The sequence below is a fragment of the Vibrio sp. DNB22_10_4 genome, from assembly GCF_052879755.1.
In genome coordinates this window covers 64835-80822 of the sequence record NZ_JBNNXW010000015.1, presented here as the reverse complement: position 1 = coordinate 80822, position 15988 = coordinate 64835, and the positions used below count along the sequence as shown (strand labels likewise).

Genomic DNA, 15988 nt, shown 5'->3' with positions numbered 1-15988 from the left:
AAATCACATTGGCAATACCCAAAAACCAGTTTTTTCGCTTTTTTTGTTTGTGTGGTTAGTTTTTGTGCTTTGGCGCTGTAAATTACCGCAATAACTCGCCAAAATAGCTTTGTTCCATAGATTTAGAGACTGATATGACTTCAATTCGTAGTTACAAGGGCATTACCCCACAGCTGGATGACTCTGTCTATATAGATAAAACCAGTGTGATTGTTGGCGATGTTCGATTTGGCAAAGATGCCAGTGTATGGCCACTCGTGTCCGCGCGCGGTGATGTTAACCATATAGAGATTGGCGAGCGCACCAATATCCAAGACAACAGCGTGTTACACGTTACCCATAAAAACGCTGACAACCCCGAAGGTTATCCTCTATTAATAGGTAATGATGTCACCATTGGCCATAAGGTGATGCTTCACGGGTGCATCATAAAAGATCGCGTTCTTGTCGGCATGGGTAGTATTGTGCTTGATGGCGCCACTATTGAATCTGATGTGATGATTGGCGCGGGTTCCTTGGTGCCACCAAACAAGGTACTGGAAAGTGGTTATCTGTATGTGGGCAGTCCGGTAAAACAGGCTCGTCCTCTTACCGAAAAAGAAAGAGCCTTTTTACTTCGCTCCGCCAATAACTATGTGCAGAATAAAAATGACTACATGCAGTATGTGCACGTCATTCGCTAGTTAATCATCGATTAGTTAACAATAACGCGACCCTGTTCATCGAAAGCCTCATCCTCTATGAGGCTTTCTGCTATTTCTTCCAGATCAAAACGAACAGCCTCAAAGCACTCGAATGCCAGCTCCTTAGTCACGACATTTAAATCATTTAGCCTAGCAAGTTTCTCCAACCCAACGAGACACACAATCAACATCCCTGCTTGCTGCGCGTGAAACTCTACCACGCCTAGCTCTTGGTTCCATTCAAGCTGATCTGAAAACAAAATTGACTGGTTCATGTTATAGGCCTTCTAGATTCTTTCTTAACTCACGTAATATCTGCTTCGTGCCCGGTCTAAGGCCGCGCCATAACATAAAGCTTTCTGCCGCCTGACCCACCAGCATACCTAAACCATCATAGGCCAACCTAGCACCTGACTCTTTCGCCCATTGATTGAAGGTCGTCAAACCCTGTCCATAAGTCATATCATAACTCACAGTATGGTCAGCAAAGATTGCATCACTGATGTCAGGCAATTGTTTATACAGACTGGTTGAAGCGGAGTTAATCACCACATCATAGGCACGAGAAACGTCACTCATAGGTACCGCATTAATCTGCCCGTAAGGCTTAAATAGCTCAGCAAGCTGCTGCGCTTTCTCAAACGTGCGATTGGTAATGGTAATAGAGGCAGGTTTTTGGTCGAGCAACGGCTTCAGTACACCACGCGCCGCACCACCCGAGCCAATCACTAATATAGAAGCGCCTTCTAGTTGAACTTGATGTTGCAGTAAGTCCTGAACCAAACCCTCACCATCGGTGTTATCACCAATGATCTCGCCATCATCCAGCTTCTTAAGGGTATTAACTGCGCCTGCAAGCTGAGCACGCTCGGTCAGGCGACCCGCAAACTGAAAAGCATCTTCTTTAAAGGGTGCGGTAATGTTGCAACCTTTACCACCCGATTGGAAAAACTCGGTGGCAGCCTGCTTAAACGCATCTGGCTCTGGCTGCTGACTAGCATATTCAAGATTTTGCGAAGTTTGTCTTGCGAAGAGAGTATGGATATACGGTGATTTGCTTTGCGAGATGGGGTTGCCAAACACCACGTACTGATCGGGCTTGCTCATGTTTATGCCTACTGTCCTTGCTAATGGGTACCGAAATGTATAGTTCGACACTATCACTTCGGCACACATTCGCCAAGTTGAACAAAGGCTGTTGGCTAGGTTACCACTCTCTCGGTTTTAAATAGTCGCTATAGAGGCGCGCTTCTTCGCTTCCCTCTTGTGGCTCATAGCTGTATTCCCAGCGAGCCAATGGCGGCATAGACATAAGAATGGACTCCGTACGACCACCACTTTGCAAGCCAAATAGCGTGCCTCGGTCGTAAACGAGATTGAACTCAACATAGCGACCACGACGATAAAGCTGGAAGTTGCGCTCACGCTCACCATATTGCTCAGCTTTGCGCTTTTCGACGATTGGCAGATATGCATCGGTGTAGCCGTTACCCACCGCTTGCATGTAAGCGAACGAGCGTTCAAAGCCCCACTGATTTAAATCATCAAAGAACAAGCCACCAACACCGCGCGTCTCATTACGGTGTGGTAAGAAGAAATAGTCATCACACCATTTTTTATGCTCTGCGTACACCTCATCACCGAAAGGCTGACAAATCTGCTTCGCCGTATCATGCCAATGCTGGCAATCCTCTTCATATGGATAGAATGGTGTTAGGTCAAACCCACCACCAAACCACCAAATCGGATCCTCACCCTCTTTCTCAGCGATAAAGAAGCGTACATTGGCGTGTGACGTTGGGATGTACGGGTTCTTGGGATGAATCACTAGCGATACCCCCATAGCTTCGAACTTGCGCCCAGCGAGTTCTGGTCTGTGCGCGGTAGCTGATGCCGGCATCTTGTCGCCAAACACATGGGAAAAGTTCACCCCGCCTTGCTCAAATACCTGACCATCTTTCATAACGCGGCTGCGGCCACCACCACCTTGCTCACGCTGCCACTCATCCTGTTGAAAGGTCGCGGCGCCATCTTGTTGTTCGAGTTTTTGGCAGATATCGTCTTGAAGCTGAAGAAGGAACGCTTTTACTTGATGTTTATCGACTTGCTGCACGGGAACTCCTTAGCCTTGTCGTAGTACTTTAAGGGTGCGAGCGTCGCGGATTTCGCTCGGCTTATTGCGGCCACCCGTCTCGCCTTCAAGGACTGAAGACAAACGAGTACCCAGTTGCTGCTTAACTTCTTCGGTTGTCATGCAAGATGGCATACCTGATAAATTAGCACTAGTGGACGTAATTGGCTTGCCATAGGCCAAACACAATTTTTGCACCAACTCATGATCCGTGACCCGCACAGCGATGGTATCAAACGCGCCACTTAGCCAAGGGGAAACACGTGAGCTTGCTGGCATGATCCAGGTATATGGGCCAGGCCAAGTTTGCTGAACACTTTCTAGCTGCTGCTCTGTCAGTTGAGCCTCATCAATATAAGGGCGAAGCTGCTCAAAATTCGCAGCGATCAAAATGAGTCCTTTTTCAACCGGACGTTCTTTGACAGCAAGAAGCTTTTCAATGGCTTGCGCATCGTCTGGATCACAACCCACGCCAAATACTCCTTCCGTTGGATAAGCAATTACTTCACCGGATTGAAGCGCCGCAACTGTGGTTTGAAAATTATCCACCGAGACTTCCTTTTATTAAAAGCTAAACAAATATTTTACATTTCTACGGCACTATGCTCAAAACCCGAATGAGAATCCAGAAAAAAACACAAAAATCACTCACGCAAACGTTTTCCTAAGAAAAAAATCCTCGTATAATGCGCGCAAATTAGTCCATTTCCACACGCCTTGAAGGAGCTTCGGATGAAAGTCGGCATTATTATGGGTTCAAAATCAGATTGGCCAACCATGAAACTAGCAGCAGAAATGCTGGATCAGTTTGGTGTGGATTATGAAACCAAGGTCGTTTCTGCTCACCGCACACCGCAACTACTCGCTGACTACGCGACTTCTGCGAAAGAGCGCGGTATCTCAGTCATCATCGCCGGTGCTGGCGGCGCAGCGCACCTTCCAGGTATGGCAGCCGCGTTCACAAGCGTTCCTGTATTGGGTGTTCCTGTTCAAAGCCGAGCACTGAAAGGCATGGACTCTCTACTGTCTATCGTTCAAATGCCAAAGGGCATCGCAGTTGGCACACTGGCTATCGGTGAAGCAGGTGCAGCGAACGCGGGTATCCTAGCGGCGCAGATCATTGGTGTTCACGATAACGCCGTAATGGAAAAAGTTGAAGCGTTCCGCAGCCAACAAACAGAAACCGTACTTGCTAACCCAGATCCTTCTGAGGACTAATCATGAAACACGTACTGGTTCTCGGAGCAGGCCAACTGGCGCGCATGATGTCGCTAGCCGGTGCCCCTCTGAATATCAAAATCTCAGCATTTGATGTGCGCAGTGAGAATATCGTTCACCCACTGACACTTGAAGTGCTAGGTAACGGTTTAGAGCATGCGATTGCCGAAGCTGACGTTATCACGGCTGAGTTCGAACACATTCCACTCGATGTACTCGAGATCTGTGAGAAGAGTGGTAAGTTCCTCCCGTCGACAGAAGCTATCAAAGCCGGTGGTGATCGCCGCATTGAAAAAGGCCTTCTCGACAGTGCAGGTGTGAAAAACGCCAAATATGCCATTATCAATACACGCGAAGATTTTGATGCGGCTATTGCCCACGTCGGTCTGCCTATGGTGCTTAAGAGCGCATTGGGTGGCTACGATGGAAAAGGTCAGTGGCGTTTAAAAACACTTGATGATGTCGACACAATTTGGGCAGAAATGGCTGAATGTATTGCAGAATCAGAAAGCCAAGCGATCGTTGCTGAAGAGTTTGTCCCTTTCCAGCGCGAAGTATCACTGGTTGGCGCACGCAACAAACAAGGTGAGATTGCTATCTACCCGCTGGCTGAGAATGTGCATACCGATGGCGTACTAACACTATCAACAGCGATTGATGAACCAGAATTACAAGCTCAAGCGGCACAAATGTTTACTGCTGTAGCCGAGTCTTTGGACTATGTTGGCGTGCTTGCACTTGAGTTCTTCGATGTGAATGGTCAGCTGTTAGTGAATGAGATTGCACCTCGCGTGCACAACTCTGGGCACTGGACGCAACAAGGTGCGGATACTTGTCAGTTTGAAAACCACCTGCGCGCGGTATGTGATATGCCTCTTGGCTCAACACAAGCCATTCGTGCCACGTCTATGGTGAACATTTTAGGCGAAGATACGTTGCCAGAAGCGGTGCATAGCCTGTCTGGCTGCCACGTTCACTGGTATGGCAAAGACAAGCGTGCTGGTCGTAAGATGGGTCACATCAATGTCACTGCCAATGACAAAGCGGCGCTTAAGGCGCAGCTAGTTGCCTTGTCTGAGCTACTCGATAAAGCGGCTTTTCCAGCGCTGAAACCAGCAGCAGAAGCTCTTTAAGCTTAGCTTAACCCTTTGAAAAATGGCTCCCTTGGGAGCCATTTTTGTTTATTCGGTATCTTGTATTTTGTGGCATCGCCTTGAGGCGCACTCGAGTACGGTTCCAGATGCTCGCTTCTTTTCCACCAGCAGCTCAAATCCACAGAATTGACAGTGACCCGCGACAGGAGGGTGATTGACCGCAAACTTGCACTTTGGATACTGATCGCAAGCGTAGAAGGTTTTGCCGAATCGAGATTTTCTCTCTTTGAGTGCCCCTTTGGCACACTCAGGACAAGAGACCAAGGTTTGATCGGTTTGCTCTGGCTCTTCTTGCTTGTTCGGTGATTGAATGAAGTGGCATTCCGGGTAGTTGCTGCACCCAATGAACATACCAAAGCGTCCTTGGCGCAGCAGCAACTCAGAGCCACAATCCGGACAGGGTACCCCTAGCTCTTTGACGACATGACCATCATTTTGATGCAATGGTTTAATATAGTCGCAGCTCGGATATTGGTCACACCCTAGAAAAGGGCCATGTTTGCCATTTTTGAGAAGCAGCTTACCAGATTGGCATTGGGGGCAAGACTCATGATCTAAGGCGTGTTCATGAGCCGAGAAAAGTTGATTGTCGATTTTACCACTCATGGTGTTCTCTTAACGCAAGCAGCCCACTGGGTTGGGCTGGGAGGATTAATGCACCACACCTCTTTCAGCGGTGTAGATAAGCTCTTCCATGAGAGTGTACGCGTTTTCGTTGCCAGGAACATTGAACAAGACCATTAAAATGATCCATTTGAGGTCATCGAGTTCAAAATCGTTGGTTTCGAGCCCCATAACACGGTCAATGACCATCTCACGAGTTTCGGTAGTCAAGACGCCGATCTGCTCTAAGAACATCAGCAAGCCTCGGCTTTTAACATCCATACGCGTCATTTCTTGCTGAGTATAGATTCGCGTAGAGGTCGCGGCACTCATCGCAATCGCAGAATGCTCATCGGTGTTTTGCAGCTCAGCAAGATCTTCAAGCCACTCTAGTGCCTTGTAGATATCTTTTTGCTTGAAGCCTGCTCTAAGTAGTTCATCCTCAAGTTCGTCTTGGTCTACCTGCAGATCTGCATCGCTATGCACGTAGGTTTCGAACAGGTACATCAGTATGTCCATCATCATAGCTAGCCTCTCCCCTTAAGAATATAACCACCGTTAACCGCAACAACATGGCCCAGTAACTCGAGCTCTAAAAGCTGTTGCATGACCTCTTGAACAGGAATATGGGTCTTTTGAGCCAAAATATCAACCGGCGTTGCCTCTATTCCTACGTTAGCCAACAGATCTGCATATGGCAATTCTTCTTTATCAATAACTTGGTCGAAAAGTGTTGGTTGTACTTTTTTAGACCAGTTCGATAGAGATTCTATTTCACATAGTACATCTTCCACCTTTTGTACGAGACAGGCACCGGTTCGTATTAATGAATGACACCCCTGATGATAAGCATGACGAATCGAACCTGGCACAGCAAACACCTCACGCCCCTGCTCTGCCGCATACCTTGCTGTAATTAACGAACCACTTTTCTCCGCAGCTTCCACCACAACAACGCCCAACGACAAGCCACTGACAATTCGGTTTCGTCTTGGAAAGTGTTCAGCTCTCGGTTTGATCCAAGGTAAATGCTCACTGACGAGCGCACCTTGCTGAGCGATGCGCTGCGCGAGTGACTTGTGCCTAGCGGGATAAATTGAATCCAGCCCAGCCCCCAACACAGCGATGGTCTTGCCATTTGCCTCAAGCGCTCCTTGATGGGCATGACCGTCGATACCCAGTGCCAATCCACTTGTTACGCAGTAGCCAAAGTTAACGAATTCCGCAGCAAAGCTGCGCGCGGTTTCCAAACCGCCAGAACTGGCGTTTCGGCTGCCAACCATGGCGATTTGCGGCTCTGATAACAACGCCACGTCACCTTGTACAAAAAGTATTGGCGGGCAGCCTTTAGATTCTCGTAACAGCGGCGGATAGTCGTCACCTTGTTGAAGAAGGATGTGATTATTCGCATTTTCTCGCCAAGCGAAGGCTCGCTCTGCGAGCTCAACAGACTGCTTACGAATAAAACTGACCTGATTGGGCTTAAGTCCAATTGCTGATAATGTCTGCTCATCTGATTCAACGATATTCCGCGGATCATCCACTGCGAGCAGCTTATAGAAGGTCACAGGACCAATACCTGGACATAACGAAAGTCGCAGCCACGCTATGGCATTACTGTCATCCATGAAGGCGCCCATTAGCTTTTTGCACGTTTAGAAGGGGAAGCTACCAACATCTGCTGGGTAATTGGCTCACTTGCCTCGATGATTACCGCAATGCTAAAAAATGGATAACTGCGTATCACCACAAGCTGCCCCACCTCAATCGTCGGCATCGCCAGCGAGGTCTCTTCTTTATCCCCTTCCACTAGCCCAAATTCTCCCTCTGAAAATTGAAAGCCATGAGCTGGTTTCACCAACGCATAACTGCCGCCCTGCTCTACCCGAGACACATAGCCGTGATTAAGCACCACCGCCTGCCCTCGGACGACATAGTTCACCGCATCCATCATTCCCACTATGCTGAGATCGTCAACAACAGGACCAGCGTGAGGCTGAAAGTGATTGATTTGCTCGGGTGTTTGTATTGCCGAGAGAGGAATGGCGACATCACCCTGCTTGATTTCATGGATAAACCTTTCAATCACAAGGGTCGTCACGCCATCGGCTTGCGACTGACTGCGCGCTTTCGCCACCATTCTGACTTGCTGCATGCTGTATTCTGGCTGCGGCGCAGCAAAGCGCTGACTAGCGCGGTAGATAGCCCACTCAGTCTCCTCACCTCGATAATCAATATAGACATCATCTTCAGCGGTCACGTAGTTGAGCCCATCACTTGAGCCAATCACTTTCGGGAAGTTTGCCAGCTCACTCTCTAGTACCAAGCCCTCTCTTTGGGTATAGCGAGCTTGGGTTAGGGCATTGATGGCAGCGATGGGGGCTTTGGTGGTCACTTGAATCGTCGGCGACAGTTTTTTCGTCGCTTTACGCACCAAGCGCGGTTGACCATCGACCCACGTCAGCATCAGTTTGTCACCAGGATAAATAAGGTTAGGATCACCAATGTGTTTGTTTTGGTTCCAAAGCTCAGGCCAACGCCATGGAGAGTGCAAATACAGACTAGAAATGCCCCATAAGGTATCACCCTGTTTTACCTGATAAACAGCAGGGACAGTCTCTTTAATAGTGAGCGGATTATCAGCGAAAGAGGCAAAGCTCAGAGCGAGTGTGGCAACAACAATGTAAACCTTCAATACCAGCACATTTCCCCGCTTCATACACCGCAATCCTTCGCTTTGTTTCAAGGGATGCTGTCATTTAGGTTGGAAAATGTCTAGAATTGAACCAACGAAGTCCAAGCCTATTCGGCACAGTTCAACATTTTGAGTGTATATGTCTGTATTACAAGTATTAACTTTCCCGGATGATCGCCTAAGAACGGTAGCAAAGCCCGTTGAAGCGGTAACGCCGGAAATCCAAAAAATCGTCGATGACATGATTGAAACCATGTATGACGAAGAAGGTATCGGTCTGGCAGCAACCCAAGTTGACGTTCATCAGCGAATTGTTGTGATTGATATTTCAGATACTCGCGACGAGCCTATGGTACTGATCAACCCTGAAATCACGGAAAAACGTGGTGAAGACGGTATCGAAGAAGGTTGCCTTTCTGTTCCTGGCGCTCGCGCATTAGTCTCTCGAGCAGCAGAAGTAACAGTAAAAGCACTAAACCGCGATGGTGAAGAGTTCACTTTCGATGCGGATGACCTGTTGGCTATCTGTGTTCAACATGAGCTTGACCACCTAGAGGGTAAACTGTTTGTTGATTACCTATCCCCTCTAAAGCGTAAGCGTATTAAAGACAAGCTTGAGAAAATTAAGCGCTTTAACGCCAAGCAATAAGCCAACGAATAAGAATTTAAGTTAAGAGAGGTCAGTGTGAGCCAATCATTACGTATTGTGTTTGCCGGTACTCCAGACTTCGCCGCCCGTCACTTGGCGGCGTTATTGTCTTCGGAGCATGAGGTTATCGCGGTTTATACTCAGCCAGATCGCCCTGCAGGTCGTGGTAAAAAACTCACAGCAAGTCCTGTAAAGAACATCGCGCTTGAGCATGACATTCCGGTTTATCAACCGGTCAATTTCAAGTCTGATGAGGCAAAGCAAGAGTTAAAAGATCTCAACGCCGACATCATGGTTGTCGTAGCATACGGCCTGTTACTTCCACAAGCTGTGCTGGATACTCCAAAGCTGGGTTGCATCAACGTGCATGGCTCTATCCTGCCTCGTTGGCGTGGTGCTGCACCCATTCAGCGCTCTATCTGGGCAGGTGATGCCGAGACTGGCGTGACCATCATGCAGATGGATATCGGCCTTGATACCGGTGACATGCTAAAAATTGCCACATTGCCAATTGAAGCCACCGATACCAGCACCACCATGTATGACAAGCTTGCCGAATTAGGCCCAGAAGCTCTGGTTGATTGTCTTGGTGATATCGCCGCAGGCAAGGCAAAGCCTGTCAAACAGGACGATGAGCAAGCCAATTACGCCAGCAAGCTGAGCAAAGACGAAGCTAAGATCGATTGGTCACAAGACGCCGCGTTTATCGAGCGCTGTGTGCGTGCCTTTAACCCATGGCCGATGAGTTTCTTCTCTGTTGAAGAGAACAACATCAAGGTTTGGCAATCTCGCGTTGAAGCGAGTGCGACAGAGGCGCCTGCGGGGACTATCCTTAAGGCTGATAAAACAGGAATTTACGTTGCAACGGGTAACGGCACCTTGGTTCTAGAGCAAATCCAGATCCCAGGTAAAAAAGCGATGCCAGTGAGCGATGTACTCAATTCCAAAGCCAGCTGGTTTGAAGTCGGCAGTATCCTAGGTTAGTGATACACACCGCATACGATATTTAGGGCCAGTACTAACCAGTACAGGCCCTAGTTTGTTTTCATAGCAACACAAATTTAGGTAACTAACATGAACGTTCGCGCTGTCGCGGCTAATATCCTTTTCCAAGTGGTTGATAAAGGCCAATCGCTCTCGAGTGCACTTCCATTGGGTCAGCAGCAGGTGAAACCTCGCGACCAAGCACTGCTTCAAGAAATCTGTTTTGGTGCACTTCGAATTCTGCCTCGCCTTGAATCTGTCGCATCCGAATTAATGGATAAGCCACTCAAGGGAAAACAGCGCGTATTTCATCATTTGATTTTGGTGGGTCTTTACCAAATCGGTCATATGCGCATTCCGGCTCACGCTGCCGTTGGCGAGACGGTGGAAGCGACCAAAACGCTGAAAGGCCCAAAACTGCGCGGCTTAATCAACGCAGTACTGCGAAACTACCAACGCAATCAAGAAGAGTTAGATCAAAAGTCGGTCAGCCACAATGCGGGTAAATACGGTCACCCAAGCTGGCTACTGAAACTACTTCAGCAAAGCTACCCAGAACAGTGGCAAAGTATTGTTGAAGCCAACAACATGAAAGCGCCGATGTGGCTGCGTGTGAACCACCAGCACCTACCTCGTGACGATTATCAAGCGCTTCTCAAAAATGAAGGCATAGATTCCACCCCTCACCCAGAAGCACAAGATGCCCTAAAATTGGCCGCCCCTTGTGACGTGACCAAGCTTCCGGGCTTTGAAAAAGGCTGGGTATCGGTTCAAGATGCCGCAGCGCAGCTGTCGATCAATTATCTGCAACCACAAGATGGTGAACTGATCTTAGATTGTTGTGCAGCGCCTGGTGGTAAAACCGCCCACATTCTTGAACGCACCAAAGACAGCCAAGTGGTGGCTATTGATTGTGACGAGACGCGACTAAAGCGTGTCCACGACAACCTGAAACGCCTCAACCTACAGGCGAAGGTCGTGTGTGGTGATGCAAGAACGCCGCAAGAGTGGTGGCAAGGCGGGCAGTTTGACCGTATTTTGTTGGATGCACCGTGTTCTGCGACTGGCGTTATTCGTCGTCACCCTGATATCAAATGGCTACGACGCGCGGATGACATTGAGGCGCTTGCAGAGCTGCAACGCGAGATCTTTGATGCAATGTGGCAGCAGTTGAAAGTCGGCGGCACGCTAGTCTATGCGACATGCTCTATCACGCCGCAAGAAAATAAAGACCAAGTGATTGCGTTCTTGGCTCGCACAGAAAACGCTGAACTGATTGGCTCAGATAAAGAGAACCCTGGACGTCAGATTCTTCCGGGTGAGCATGATATGGATGGCTTCTATTACGCAGTGCTACAAAAGACGCAGTAATCGAGCATTGTGTAGGGAACTTAAAAATCAATAGCATGCTAACTTATTGATGGCTATGCTATTGACGTAACGAGTTTATAAAAAACAAAAGAGCGAAATGTTATGAAAATCATCATTCTTGGAGCTGGTCAAGTTGGTGGCACCCTAGCGGAGAACCTGGTGGGGGAAAACAACGATATCACTATCGTCGACCGCGACAGCGACCGTTTAAGAGAGCTGCAAGATAAGTATGATTTGCGTGTCGTCAATGGCTACGCTTGTCACCCAGATGTGCTACGAGAAGCCGGCGCGCAAGATGCCGATATGTTGGTCGCCGTAACCAATATGGACGAAACCAACATGGCGGCTTGTCAGGTAGCATTTTCGCTATTCAACACCCCTAACCGTGTCGCGCGTATTCGCTCACGTGAATACTTGATTGAAAAAGAGAGCTTGTTTAACTCTGGTGCAATTCCAGTTGACCACCTGATTGCCCCTGAAGAGCTCGTCACAAGCTATATCGAACGACTGATCCAATATCCTGGCGCGCTGCAAGTTGTCAGTTTTGCCGATGAGCGAGTCAGCCTCGTCGCGGTAAAAGCTTACTACGGCGGCCCGCTAGTGGGTAATGCCCTATCGACTCTGCGTGAGCACATGCCGCACATTGACACCCGCGTAGCGGCGATTTTCCGTCAAGGACGACCTATCCGTCCACAAGGCACCACCATTATCGAAGCCGATGATGAAGTGTTCTTCGTTGCGGCAAGCAACCACATTCGCTCAGTAATGAGTGAACTGCAGCGCCTAGAGAAACCTTATCGCCGCATCATGATTGTGGGTGGGGGTAACATTGGTGCCAGTCTTGCCAAACGCCTAGAGCAAAACTACAGCGTTAAACTGATTGAGCGCAGCTATCAGCGTGCAGAGAAGCTCTCTGAAGAACTAGAAAACACGATTGTCTTCTGTGGTGATGCCGCTGACCAAGAGTTGCTTGCAGAGGAAAACATCGATCAAGTCGATGTATTTATTGCGCTCACCAACGAAGATGAAACCAACATCATGTCGGCGATGCTGGCGAAGAAAATGGGCGCAAAAAAGGTGATGGTACTTATCCAGCGCGGCGCTTATGTTGACCTGGTACAAGGCGGCACCATTGATGTAGCAATCTCACCGCAGCAAGCGACGATTTCAGCTCTACTTACTCATGTTCGTCGTGCAGATATCGTTAACGTATCTTCACTGCGTCGCGGCGCTGCTGAGGCCATTGAAGCTGTTGCGCATGGTGATGAAACCACATCCAAAGTGGTTGGCAAAGCCATTGGCGAAATCAAACTACCACCAGGTACCACTATTGGCGCGATTGTGCGTGGTGAAGAAGTATTGATTGCCCACGACCGAACCATTATCGAGCAAGATGACCACGTGGTGATGTTCTTGGTTGATAAGAAATACGTGCCTGATGTTGAGGCATTATTCCAGCCGAGCGCGTTCTTCTTGTAAGGCAATTTTATGGTTAACGCCCGTCCGGTCTCGTTCGTTATAGGGTTGGTGCTCTCTAAGCTCGCCCTATTTATGTACGTGCCGACTCTAGTCGCCTTCTTTACTGGTACTGATGGCTTTCTGGACTTTGGTCTTGCTGTCATCATTACTCATATCGCGGCTTTCCTGTGCCTATCCATCGGCCGAACCAAACACTTTAAGCTGGGTGTTCGAGACATGTTCTTGATCACCAGTTTGGTGTGGACCATTGCCAGTGCGTTTGCGGCGCTGCCTTTTGTGTTCATCAACCACATTAGTTTTACCGACGCCTACTTTGAAACCATGTCAGGCATCACCACCACTGGCTCGACCGTGCTCAGTGGACTCGACAACATGGCACCAAGTATCTTGCTATGGCGCTCAATACTGCAGTGGCTCGGCGGCATCGGCTTTATTGTGATGGCGGTCGCTGTCTTGCCAATGCTCAACGTCGGCGGGATGCGACTGTTCCAGACCGAGTCTTCTGACTGGTCTGATAAAAGCAGTCCGCGAGCGAAGACCGTCGCGAAAAATATCGTGGTGGTGTATTTAGTGCTAACCGGGCTGTGCTTACTCGGCTATCTTGCTACAGGCATGAATCTATTCGATGCCATTAACCACTCGTTTACCACGTTGTCCACTGGCGGCTACTCCACCTCTGATGGCTCAATGAACCACTTCTCAGAAGGGTCACATTGGGTGGGTACCGTATTTATGTTCTTAGGTGGTTTACCCTTCTTGTTATTTGTGGCCGCACTGTCGAAGCGCGACCCTAGAGTGTTGTTCAATGACGCTCAAGTGCGCGGCTTTGGTTATTTGTTCTTGATAGCCAGTACGGTCGTGGCTCTTTGGTTGTTTTTCGAGGACGGCTATGCCTTAGATGATGCCTTTCGCGTCTCTATGTTCAACATCGTCTCAGTGGTCACGACGACCGGATTTGGCTTGGAAGACTTCACCGCTTGGGGACCACTACCGTCAGTGGTGTTTGCGTTTATGATGATGGTGGGGGCATGTTCCGGTTCAACATCTGGTGGCATTAAAATCTTCCGCTTTCAGATTGCGGTGACCCTGCTGCACAAACAAATGATGAAGCTTATTCACCCTTCTGGTGTATTCGTACAACGTTACAACCAGCGACCAGTGAACGATGACATTGTTCGCTCAGTGGTGGCATTTGGCTTGATGTTCTTTGTCACTATTATCGCCCTTGCAGGGGCACTGAGCGCGATGGGTTTAGACCCTACCACCAGTATCTCTGGTGCGATTACCGCTGTTGCTAATGTGGGGCCGGGAATGGGCTCAATCATTGGCCCTACAGGGAACTTCGCTCCGCTGCCCGATGCGGCAAAATGGTTACTGAGTTTAGGTATGTTAATGGGGCGCTTGGAAATCCTCACGCTGATCGTACTGTTCTTCCCTGCATTCTGGCGCCGCTAATTCGCGGCGTTATCTCAGTGACACCGGTGTCACGTACCAATATATGGCAAAAAAGTGACACGCTGCCCCCCCTAACACAAACAGATGCCAGATGGCGTGGTTGAAAGGTATGCGCTTGTTGGCGTAGAACACCACGCCCAGTGTGTAAATTGCCCCGCCGGCAGCGAGTAGAATTAGACCAGAAGGGTCAAGGTGTTTGGCAAGCTGGTAAATCACGATTAGCGATAGCCACCCCATCACCAGATAAGTAATCAATGACGCGCGCTTGAAGCGATAGACAAAAAACAGCTTCATGATAATGCCAATTACAGCAAGCGCCCAAATAACCACCATCAATCCAATCGCAAGTGGCGTGCGTAAACTCACCAGCATAAATGGGGTATAGCTACCCGCGATCAGTAAGAAAATAGCGCAGTGATCAAAGGTCTTGAGCCAACGTTTACTGCTGGGGTGCGGAATAGAGTGATACAGGGTAGAGGCGAAGAACAAGGTGATCATGCTGCCGCCATACAGACTCATACTGATTATGGTCATCACATCGGCATCTGCGGCCAGTGAGCGCTGCAGCAGCAATACCAAACCTACGATCGACAGCAGGATACCAATGCCATGGGTAACACTGTTAGCCCACTCTTCACGTGCGCTGTAGTGGGAAGTGATCATCGACATACCCGCATACTCTGATTTTGGTGACAAAATCAGAGTATGCCACAGTCAGCGAACATGTGTTAGCTCAAAGTTAGGTTGTTTGCTCTAGGTAGTCCAGTACTTGCTTGCCCGCTTCTTCACCAGAAAGAGAACTTGGCAAAGTGAGCTCGCGTTTAAGCTGGCCAAGGCCAATCAAACTAGACAACATACCTTTGACCCCTTCTTTATTACGGTCAATCTCGAACCATAACTTAAGTTCATCCTCACTTCGATACGCAATGATCTCTAACTCTCGCCAGCGGCCGTGATAGGGACCTGTGGTCGGCACAAACTCAAACTCTTGAACAAAAGGCATCGCAAAGCCTTTCGCTGCTTCGCATTCCACTTGGCGTATGCGCAGCCCTTGATCTTCAAGCGCGACAAAAATGCCATCAATGAGAGGATCGGGGCGAACGGTCAGCATATCTTTGTCTTTCGGATCCGCTGCCATGGCAATATCGAGGCCGGTCTCTAGCCACACACGTGAATCGCCGATTGTCACCGGAGTATTCCATGGCACATCCAGTTCAACATCGAAGTCACGAGTTTCACCAGGTTCTATAGTAAAGGCATACGGCAGCGTCCAAGATTGCAATTCATAGGTTTTGGAAACTTTCTTTTTTGGCACCCCGGGATGGTTACTGTTGTCGTTTTGGTTTTGCGCTACCTCGTCGATGTAACGGCAGCAGAGCTTGAGCTTGATGTTGTCTACTGTTTGCGCGGTTTTACCACCATAAACATGAATGGTTACTTTTGCGGTTTCTCCAGGATGCAGAAACTCTTGATACAGAACAGAGTCAACTTTGGCTGCCCCTATTCCAAAACTTGCTAAGGTTTTTTTGAAAAAAGACATACTTAGTTCCCTTTATAACCGAAGAC

18 protein-coding genes are annotated in these 15988 nt (G+C 48.8%); 8 read left to right on the top strand and 10 right to left on the bottom strand.

What is annotated here, in order from left to right:
* Nucleotides 1-134: 134 nt before the first annotated feature.
* Complete coding sequence (locus tag ACVA6Q_RS21670; RefSeq protein WP_446648907.1) at nt 135-683, top strand: gamma carbonic anhydrase family protein; 549 nt, start codon at nt 135-137, stop codon at nt 681-683.
* Between the two features lie 11 nt (nt 684-694).
* Here ACVA6Q_RS21670 and ACVA6Q_RS21665 read toward each other — a convergent pair whose 3' ends face one another.
* The 4 genes from ACVA6Q_RS21665 to ACVA6Q_RS21650 all read right to left on the bottom strand — a co-directional run bounded on the left by ACVA6Q_RS21665 (nt 695) and on the right by ACVA6Q_RS21650 (nt 3363).
* The gene (locus tag ACVA6Q_RS21665) at nt 695-958 is read right to left on the bottom strand and encodes a DUF1488 domain-containing protein (protein WP_353497515.1); all 264 of its coding nucleotides are present in this window, start codon (nt 956-958) and stop codon (nt 695-697) included.
* A 1-nt stretch (nt 959) separates the two neighbouring features.
* On the bottom strand, nt 960-1790 hold the full coding sequence (gene aroE / locus ACVA6Q_RS21660) for a shikimate dehydrogenase (protein WP_353497514.1): 831 nt from the start codon (nt 1788-1790) through the stop codon (nt 960-962).
* A gap of 100 nt (nt 1791-1890) precedes the next feature.
* Nucleotides 1891-2796: an oxygen-dependent coproporphyrinogen oxidase gene (hemF, locus tag ACVA6Q_RS21655; protein ID WP_446648906.1), complete on the bottom strand. Its 906-nt coding sequence runs from the start codon at nt 2794-2796 to the stop codon at nt 1891-1893.
* A gap of 9 nt (nt 2797-2805) precedes the next feature.
* A complete protein-coding gene (locus ACVA6Q_RS21650) occupies nt 2806-3363 on the bottom strand; it encodes an L-threonylcarbamoyladenylate synthase (RefSeq protein ID WP_353497512.1) in 558 nt (185 codons plus the stop codon).
* 183 nt (nt 3364-3546) lie between these two features.
* On the opposite strand from ACVA6Q_RS21650, the gene purE reads away from it, so the two are divergent.
* Both purE and ACVA6Q_RS21640 read left to right on the top strand, forming a co-directional pair.
* Nucleotides 3547-4032: a 5-(carboxyamino)imidazole ribonucleotide mutase gene (gene purE / locus ACVA6Q_RS21645; protein ID WP_042478050.1), complete on the top strand. Its 486-nt coding sequence runs from the start codon at nt 3547-3549 to the stop codon at nt 4030-4032.
* A gap of 2 nt (nt 4033-4034) precedes the next feature.
* Nucleotides 4035-5165 carry a 5-(carboxyamino)imidazole ribonucleotide synthase gene (locus tag ACVA6Q_RS21640; protein WP_446648905.1) on the top strand — a complete coding sequence of 377 codons (1131 nt, stop codon included), beginning with the start codon at nt 4035-4037 and terminating at the stop codon, nt 5163-5165.
* A gap of 48 nt (nt 5166-5213) precedes the next feature.
* Here ACVA6Q_RS21640 and ACVA6Q_RS21635 read toward each other — a convergent pair whose 3' ends face one another.
* Genes ACVA6Q_RS21635 through ACVA6Q_RS21620 form a run of 4 tightly spaced genes read right to left on the bottom strand, consistent with a single transcriptional unit; the run spans nt 5214 to nt 8508 of the window.
* Nucleotides 5214-5792: a DNA topoisomerase family protein gene (locus ACVA6Q_RS21635; protein ID WP_446648904.1), complete on the bottom strand. Its 579-nt coding sequence runs from the start codon at nt 5790-5792 to the stop codon at nt 5214-5216.
* Nucleotides 5793-5837: 45 nt separating this feature from the next.
* Entirely contained in the window at nt 5838-6314 is a 477-nt protein-coding gene (locus tag ACVA6Q_RS21630) for a DUF494 family protein (protein ID WP_042502388.1), read from the bottom strand.
* Nucleotides 6315-6316: 2 nt separating this feature from the next.
* Nucleotides 6317-7417, bottom strand: coding sequence for a DNA-processing protein DprA (gene dprA / locus ACVA6Q_RS21625; protein ID WP_446648903.1), 1101 nt, complete (start codon nt 7415-7417; stop codon nt 6317-6319).
* An 11-nt stretch (nt 7418-7428) separates the two neighbouring features.
* Entirely contained in the window at nt 7429-8508 is a 1080-nt protein-coding gene (locus ACVA6Q_RS21620) for a LysM peptidoglycan-binding domain-containing protein (RefSeq protein WP_446648902.1), read from the bottom strand.
* Between the two features lie 115 nt (nt 8509-8623).
* On the opposite strand from ACVA6Q_RS21620, the gene def reads away from it, so the two are divergent.
* The 5 genes from def (at nt 8624) to ACVA6Q_RS21595 (ending at nt 14422) form a co-directional block, all read left to right on the top strand.
* Nucleotides 8624-9133 carry a peptide deformylase gene (gene def / locus ACVA6Q_RS21615; protein ID WP_446648901.1) on the top strand — a complete coding sequence of 170 codons (510 nt, stop codon included), beginning with the start codon at nt 8624-8626 and terminating at the stop codon, nt 9131-9133.
* 36 nt (nt 9134-9169) lie between these two features.
* The gene (fmt, locus tag ACVA6Q_RS21610; RefSeq protein WP_446648900.1) at nt 9170-10117 is read left to right on the top strand and encodes a methionyl-tRNA formyltransferase; all 948 of its coding nucleotides are present in this window, start codon (nt 9170-9172) and stop codon (nt 10115-10117) included.
* A gap of 90 nt (nt 10118-10207) precedes the next feature.
* A complete protein-coding gene (gene rsmB, locus ACVA6Q_RS21605; RefSeq protein WP_446648899.1) occupies nt 10208-11488 on the top strand; it encodes a 16S rRNA (cytosine(967)-C(5))-methyltransferase RsmB in 1281 nt (426 codons plus the stop codon).
* A 102-nt stretch (nt 11489-11590) separates the two neighbouring features.
* The gene (trkA, locus tag ACVA6Q_RS21600; RefSeq protein WP_353497504.1) at nt 11591-12967 is read left to right on the top strand and encodes a Trk system potassium transporter TrkA; all 1377 of its coding nucleotides are present in this window, start codon (nt 11591-11593) and stop codon (nt 12965-12967) included.
* Between the two features lie 9 nt (nt 12968-12976).
* Entirely contained in the window at nt 12977-14422 is a 1446-nt protein-coding gene (locus tag ACVA6Q_RS21595) for a TrkH family potassium uptake protein (RefSeq protein WP_353497503.1), read from the top strand.
* A gap of 9 nt (nt 14423-14431) precedes the next feature.
* Here ACVA6Q_RS21595 and trhA read toward each other — a convergent pair whose 3' ends face one another.
* Complete coding sequence (gene trhA, locus ACVA6Q_RS21590) at nt 14432-15085, bottom strand: PAQR family membrane homeostasis protein TrhA (protein WP_446648908.1); 654 nt, start codon at nt 15083-15085, stop codon at nt 14432-14434.
* Nucleotides 15086-15161: 76 nt separating this feature from the next.
* Entirely contained in the window at nt 15162-15962 is an 801-nt protein-coding gene (locus tag ACVA6Q_RS21585) for a sporulation protein (RefSeq protein WP_446648898.1), read from the bottom strand.
* Nucleotides 15963-15988: the final 26 nt, after the last annotated feature.

Bases quoted from the DNA above. Each gene is read 5' to 3' on its own strand.
- rsmB (WP_446648899.1), top strand. From the start codon at position 10,208: ATGAACGTTCGCGCTGTCGCGGCTAATATCCTTTTCCAAGTGGTTGAT.
- def (WP_446648901.1), top strand. From the start codon at position 8,624: ATGTCTGTATTACAAGTATTAACTTTCCCGGATGATCGCCTAAGAACG.
- purE (WP_042478050.1), top strand. From the start codon at position 3,547: ATGAAAGTCGGCATTATTATGGGTTCAAAATCAGATTGGCCAACCATG.
- ACVA6Q_RS21670 (WP_446648907.1), top strand. From the start codon at position 135: ATGACTTCAATTCGTAGTTACAAGGGCATTACCCCACAGCTGGATGAC.
- ACVA6Q_RS21595 (WP_353497503.1), top strand. From the start codon at position 12,977: ATGGTTAACGCCCGTCCGGTCTCGTTCGTTATAGGGTTGGTGCTCTCT.
- trhA (WP_446648908.1), bottom strand. From the start codon at position 15,085: ATGATCACTTCCCACTACAGCGCACGTGAAGAGTGGGCTAACAGTGTT.
- ACVA6Q_RS21630 (WP_042502388.1), bottom strand. From the start codon at position 6,314: ATGATGATGGACATACTGATGTACCTGTTCGAAACCTACGTGCATAGC.
- ACVA6Q_RS21635 (WP_446648904.1), bottom strand. From the start codon at position 5,792: ATGAGTGGTAAAATCGACAATCAACTTTTCTCGGCTCATGAACACGCC.
- trkA (WP_353497504.1), top strand. From the start codon at position 11,591: ATGAAAATCATCATTCTTGGAGCTGGTCAAGTTGGTGGCACCCTAGCG.
- ACVA6Q_RS21620 (WP_446648902.1), bottom strand. From the start codon at position 8,508: ATGAAGCGGGGAAATGTGCTGGTATTGAAGGTTTACATTGTTGTTGCC.
- aroE (WP_353497514.1), bottom strand. From the start codon at position 1,790: ATGAGCAAGCCCGATCAGTACGTGGTGTTTGGCAACCCCATCTCGCAA.
- dprA (WP_446648903.1), bottom strand. From the start codon at position 7,417: ATGGATGACAGTAATGCCATAGCGTGGCTGCGACTTTCGTTATGTCCA.
- ACVA6Q_RS21585 (WP_446648898.1), bottom strand. From the start codon at position 15,962: ATGTCTTTTTTCAAAAAAACCTTAGCAAGTTTTGGAATAGGGGCAGCC.
- ACVA6Q_RS21665 (WP_353497515.1), bottom strand. From the start codon at position 958: ATGAACCAGTCAATTTTGTTTTCAGATCAGCTTGAATGGAACCAAGAG.
- ACVA6Q_RS21640 (WP_446648905.1), top strand. From the start codon at position 4,035: ATGAAACACGTACTGGTTCTCGGAGCAGGCCAACTGGCGCGCATGATG.